Source organism: Acidocella sp. (assembly GCF_013044125.1).
GTDB lineage: Bacteria > Pseudomonadota > Alphaproteobacteria > Acetobacterales > Acetobacteraceae > Acidocella.
On record NZ_JABEVC010000184.1, the window covers coordinates 1 to 5,006 of the forward strand.

3 protein-coding genes are annotated in these 5,006 nt (G+C 64.2%); 1 reads left to right on the forward strand and 2 read right to left on the reverse strand.

The window, feature by feature from the left end:
* The first annotated feature begins 29 nt into the window (after nucleotides 1-29).
* The gene (locus HKL97_RS11090) at nucleotides 30-3,209 is read left to right on the forward strand and encodes a Hint domain-containing protein (RefSeq protein ID WP_291425293.1); all 3,180 of its coding nucleotides are present in this window, start codon (nucleotides 30-32) and stop codon (nucleotides 3,207-3,209) included.
* Nucleotides 3,210-3,213: 4 nt separating this feature from the next.
* Here HKL97_RS11090 and glmU read toward each other — a convergent pair whose 3' ends face one another.
* Together glmU and HKL97_RS11100 are read right to left on the reverse strand one after the other, a co-directional pair.
* On the reverse strand, nucleotides 3,214-4,497 hold the full coding sequence (glmU, locus tag HKL97_RS11095) for a bifunctional UDP-N-acetylglucosamine diphosphorylase/glucosamine-1-phosphate N-acetyltransferase GlmU (RefSeq protein ID WP_291425294.1): 1,284 nt from the start codon (nucleotides 4,495-4,497) through the stop codon (nucleotides 3,214-3,216).
* A 5-nt stretch (nucleotides 4,498-4,502) separates the two neighbouring features.
* Nucleotides 4,503-5,006: prephenate dehydrogenase dimerization domain-containing protein (locus HKL97_RS11100; RefSeq protein WP_291425295.1), on the reverse strand; the 504-nt coding region annotated here is incomplete at its 5' end.

Below are 5,006 nucleotides of genomic sequence, written 5' to 3' on the forward strand. Positions count from 1 at the left end.
GGCGATCAATCTCTCCCCTCATCAGTTCCATGGCGAATGGAACTACACAATCACCCCCAACACAGGGTAAACGACCAGTTGTTTATCAACAGGCCCTAAGCTCCTCGCAGCCGGATGTCGTTATCACCGGCACCATTAACGCCTACGGCTCGGTGGGTTCCTACAGCGTCAACACCGGCTCCGGCGCGACTTTGCAGAGCTTTTCCGCCGCCGTGTTCGGCCCCTCCACCGCGATTTTCACGATCACCAATACCGGGCTGATAGAGAGTCACGGAACGAATGCTTCCAATCCCTTTGATGGCGGGATTTTGCTGGGTGCTTCGGGTACTGTGCTTAATTCGGGGACGATTGAGAGTGCGAGCGGTATTGCCGCCTTTGGCTCCGGGTCGTCTTATATTGAAAACAGCAAGCTGATCGACGGCTCGATTGGCGTTGGCGTGGTGCTGTTCAGCGGTAGCGGGACGGTGGTTAATTCCGGCACCGTCTATGGCGCAAAATATGGCGCGGTGGCGTTGTTTGGCGGCGGCGTGGTCTCCAATACCAGCACCGGGCTTTTGAGCAGCGGCTTGGCAAAGGGCGATCAATATGCGCTGAGCGGGCAGAAAAATTCGCAACCCGTCACGGTGCAAAATGCCGGGACCATTATTGGTTATGCCGGTGGCATAGACCTCGGCAGCGGCGGGCTTGTTAGCAATACCGGCGATATCCGCGCCGTTGGCACCAATGCCGCCGGAACCGGACAAAACTACACGAATTTCTACGGCGGGGTGCGGCTCAACGATGGCGGCACCGTCCTCAACAGCGGCACCATTTCCGGGCAGAACGGCGTTTATCTGCATTATTATAATTCAACCACTAAGAGCAACACGCCGCCGGCCGGCCTGTACGGTTATGTGAAGAACTCCGGCCTGATAGAGGCCAGCACCACGGCGGGGCTGCAACTCACCGTTAGCAGCAACGGCACCACCAGCACTTACGGCCTGTTTGGCACCGGCATCGCCATGGAGGTGCCCGGCACGGTGGTGAATACCGGGACGATCAACGCCACCAATGTTGGCGTTGTTATTCAGGCACAGGGAACGAATGCCGAGACGATCACCCTTGTGAACAGCGGGAATATCACCGGCGCGCGTTATGCGGGCGTGGGGGAGCAGAACGGCACCGCGATCATTCACAACACGGGCGTTATTCAGCAGACCGGCAGCGGTGGCGGAACCCTCGCCGCCTATGCCGGAATTTACCTGCAACAGTCCGGCCAGGTGTTTAACAGCGCGGGCGGCGTTATTTCCGGCCGCTCGGCTATCCGCATGAATGGCGGTGGTTATGTGGAAAACGCCGGGAGCATCGCTGCGAACCATGGCGTGGGCGTCTATTTCGCGACCAGTGGCACGGCGGTGAATTCCGGCGCCATAACGGGCGTGCATGATGGGGTGGTTGCCGGTATCCGCGGGGGTGGCGGCTATGTCACCAATTCCGGATTGATCACGGCCGGTGGTACGGTTTTTGTCAGCGGCGGCAAGACATTTGGCGAGGTTGGCGTGCTTTTGTGGAGCGGCGGCACGCTGACCAACGAGACCGGCGGGACAATCAGCGCCGCCGCCGGCGTTTATCTCTATGGTTCGGATACGGTCACGAACCAGACCGGCGGCACCATCGCGGGCATCGCGATTGGGGTGGATGGGGCAGCCCGTTCCGGGGTTTCCACGACGATTGATAACGCCGGGCTGATCGCGGCCACGGGCACGTCGTTTTCCCTGAACGGGACTGTCTATCCCGCCACCGGCGTGGTGCTCGCCGGGAGCGGAATCATCGATAACGCGGCGAGCGGCACGATCGCGGGCGCCGGCGGTGTGGGGATTCTGGGCGCCAGCGGTACGCTCATCAACGCCGGGCTGATTGAAGGCAGCTTTGGCACAGCAGTTTTGCTCTCCGGTGCCAGTGACCGGCTGATCCTCGATGCCGGCGCGCGATTCGGCGGGGCAATCCACGATAGCGGGACGTACGGCGCGCTGGAACTGGCCTCGGGCAGCTCCGCCGGATCGTTCGACATGGGCGGCACCGTCAGCGGCTTTAACAGCATCACCTTTGACAATGGCGCCGCCTGGACGCTGGAAGGCAATTACGCCGAACTGGGCTATCCGAGCACAGTGGCGATCAGCGGGTTTACCGTTGGCGATACGCTCGTCCTCGATGGCTTCACCGCCACCTCCGATACATTCGTGGCCGGGATGCTGACGCTCTCGAACGGGACTTCCACCGAGACGTTTTATCTGCCGGGCGTGCCCCCCGCCACCGCCTTCAACATTACGGATGTGACCGCGGGCACGCAGATTACCGAGGTGACCTGCTACGCGCGCGGCACGCGCATTGCGACGGGGCGGGGCGAGGTGGCGGTGGAGGATCTGCGGATCGGCGATGCGGTGCCGACCATGCACGCCGGAATGCAGAAGATTAAATGGATCGGCATGCGCGGCTACGCGGCTCCGTTCGCCAACCATGCGAAGGTGTTGCCCATTTGCGTGCGGGCCGGGGCGCTGGGTGAGGGGGTGCCGTCGCGCGATCTGTTCGTGTCACCGGGGCATGCCATCTGCATCGACGGGGTGCTGGTGCATGCCGCGCAGCTGGTCAATGGCGTGAGCATCATCCAGATGCCGCGCGTGGATGAGGTGATATATTACCATATCGAACTGGAAAACCACGAAGTCATCTTCGCTGAGAACTGCCCGGCGGAGAGTTTCATGGGCGAATATTTCCGGACGCAGTTCCATAACGCGGCGAGTTTCAAGGCGCTGTATCCGCAGGGTTGCGCCCCGGAGCATATGTGCCTGCCAAGGCTGGACAGCGGTTTCCAGCTTGACGCCATCTGGCGCCGGATTGCGGCGCGGGCGGGGATAGCCGCGCCGGCGGCCGATGGGGCGTTGCGCGGTTATGTGGATATCGCCGGGCCGGTGCTTTGCGCAGGCTGGGCGCAGGATGCTGCTGCGCCGGAAACGCCGGTCTGCCTGGATATATTCAGCCAGGGCCGGCGCATTGGCCGGGTACTGGCCAATTTGTACCGCGAGGATGTGCGCGACGCAGGTTTTGGCAGCGGCCGCCACGGGTTCGAGTTCATCTTGCCGGAAGGGGTGGCGCTGCCGGTGGAGGTGCGCCGCAGCACCGATGGCAGCCAGCTCGCGAAGACGGATACAGACGCCGCCCGCGCGGCGTGAGCCGTTACGGCCGTTTCGGCTTGTTGACCTGCCGGGCGCGGCCCAGCGCCAGGGTGTTGGGGGCGACATCCTCTGTCAGCGTGGAACCGGCGGCGACCAGCGCGCCATCGCCCACGGTGATGGGGGCGACCAGCGCGGTGTTTGAGCCGATGAATACCTTCGCGCCGATTCGGGTTTTGTGCTTGGCCGTACCATCATAGTTGCAGGTGATGGTGCCGGCGCCGATGTTGGTGCCGGGGCCGATCTCGGCATCGCCGATGTAGGCGAGATGGTTGGCCTTGGCGCCCGCGCCCAGCGTGGCGGCTTTGATTTCGACGAAGTTGCCGACATGCGCGCCGGGGCCGATGTCAGCGCCGGGGCGCAGGCGCGCGTAGGGGCCGATGAGCGCGCCGCAATGCACCACGCAGCCCTCCAGATGCGAGAACGCCTTGATCTCGGCGCCGGGTTCCACGGTGACCCCGGGGCCGAAGACGACATACGGGCCCACGATGACATCGGCGCCGAGCAGGGTATCGGCGGAAAAAAACACGGTTTCCGGGGCGAGCATGGAGACGCCGGATTCCAGCGCCGCTTCGCGCAGCCGGGTTTGCAGGGCAGCCTCGGCGGCGGCGAGTTCGGCGCGGGAGTTGATGCCCATGCACTCGGCGTAAGGCGCCTCGAAGGCGGCGACCTTGACGCCTTCGGCCTGGGCGATGGCGGCGATGTCGGTGAGGTAGTATTCGCCCTTGGCGTTTTCGGCTTTCACGGCGGCCAGCCAGCGGCGCATGTCCGCGGCTTTGCCGGCCAGCCCGCCGGCGTTGCACAGGGTGAGGCGGCGCTCCTCGGGCGTGGCGTCGGCATATTCGACAATGCGGGAGACGTAGCCATCGCGCATGACCAGGCGGCCGTATTTGCCGGGATCGGGCGGGGTCATGGCCAGGAGCACCAGCCCCGCGTCATCCGCCCGGGCGCGGGCGAGCAGGGCCTGCATGGTGGCGGGCGAGACCAGGGGGTTGTCCGCATAGAAGACCGCGACCAGCCCCTCGCCGAACTGCGCCTCCGCCTGCCTGGCGGCGTGCGCGGTGCCCAGGCGCTCGGCCTGTACCACCACGCCATGCGGCGCGGCCAGGGCTTCCAGCGCCGGCATGTCCGGCCCCACCACGACCACGACGCGGGTGAACACCGATTCCGCCGCTATGGTGAGGTGGCGCAGCATTTCGCGCCCGGCGAGCTTGTGCGCGGCTTTCGGCAGCGTGGATTTCATGCGCGTGCCGAGCCCGGCGGCGATGATGACGGCGGTATTTTCCATGGCGGTTATGCCTGTTTGATGTCGATGAGGCTTTTGCGGATTTTGCGGCTGCGGTTGATTTTGTCCTCGATATAATCAGCGTCGCCCCAGCGGACGGCACGCGCCATCGCCTGCGCGTCCTCGGAGAAGCGGGAGAACATTTCCAGCAGCGCATCCTTGTTGTTGAGGAAGATGTCGCGCCACATCACAGGGTCGGACGCGGCGATGCGGGTGAAGTCGCGAAAGCCGGAGGCGGCGAATTGCAGCACCTCGCCACGGGTCTCGTCGGCCAGATCGTCCGCCGTGCCGCAGATGGTGAAGGCGATGAGATGCGGCAGATGGCTGACGATGGCGATTACGCGGTCATGATGGGCGGCATCCATGCGGGCGGTTTGCGCGCCGAGGATTTTCCACATGGTCTCGATTTTGACGATTGCGGCTTCGGCGGTGCCGGCGGGCGGGGTGAGCAACGACCAGCGGCCCTTGAAGAGATCCGCCAGTCCGGCATCGGGGCCGGAGAACTCCGTACC

What these genes read in the sequence shown, in the direction of transcription:
- HKL97_RS11090 (WP_291425293.1), top strand. Translation starts at nt 30, where the DNA reads ATGGCGAATGGAACTACACAATCACCCCCAACACAGGGTAAACGACCA.
- glmU (WP_291425294.1), bottom strand. Translation starts at nt 4,497, where the DNA reads ATGGAAAATACCGCCGTCATCATCGCCGCCGGGCTCGGCACGCGCATG.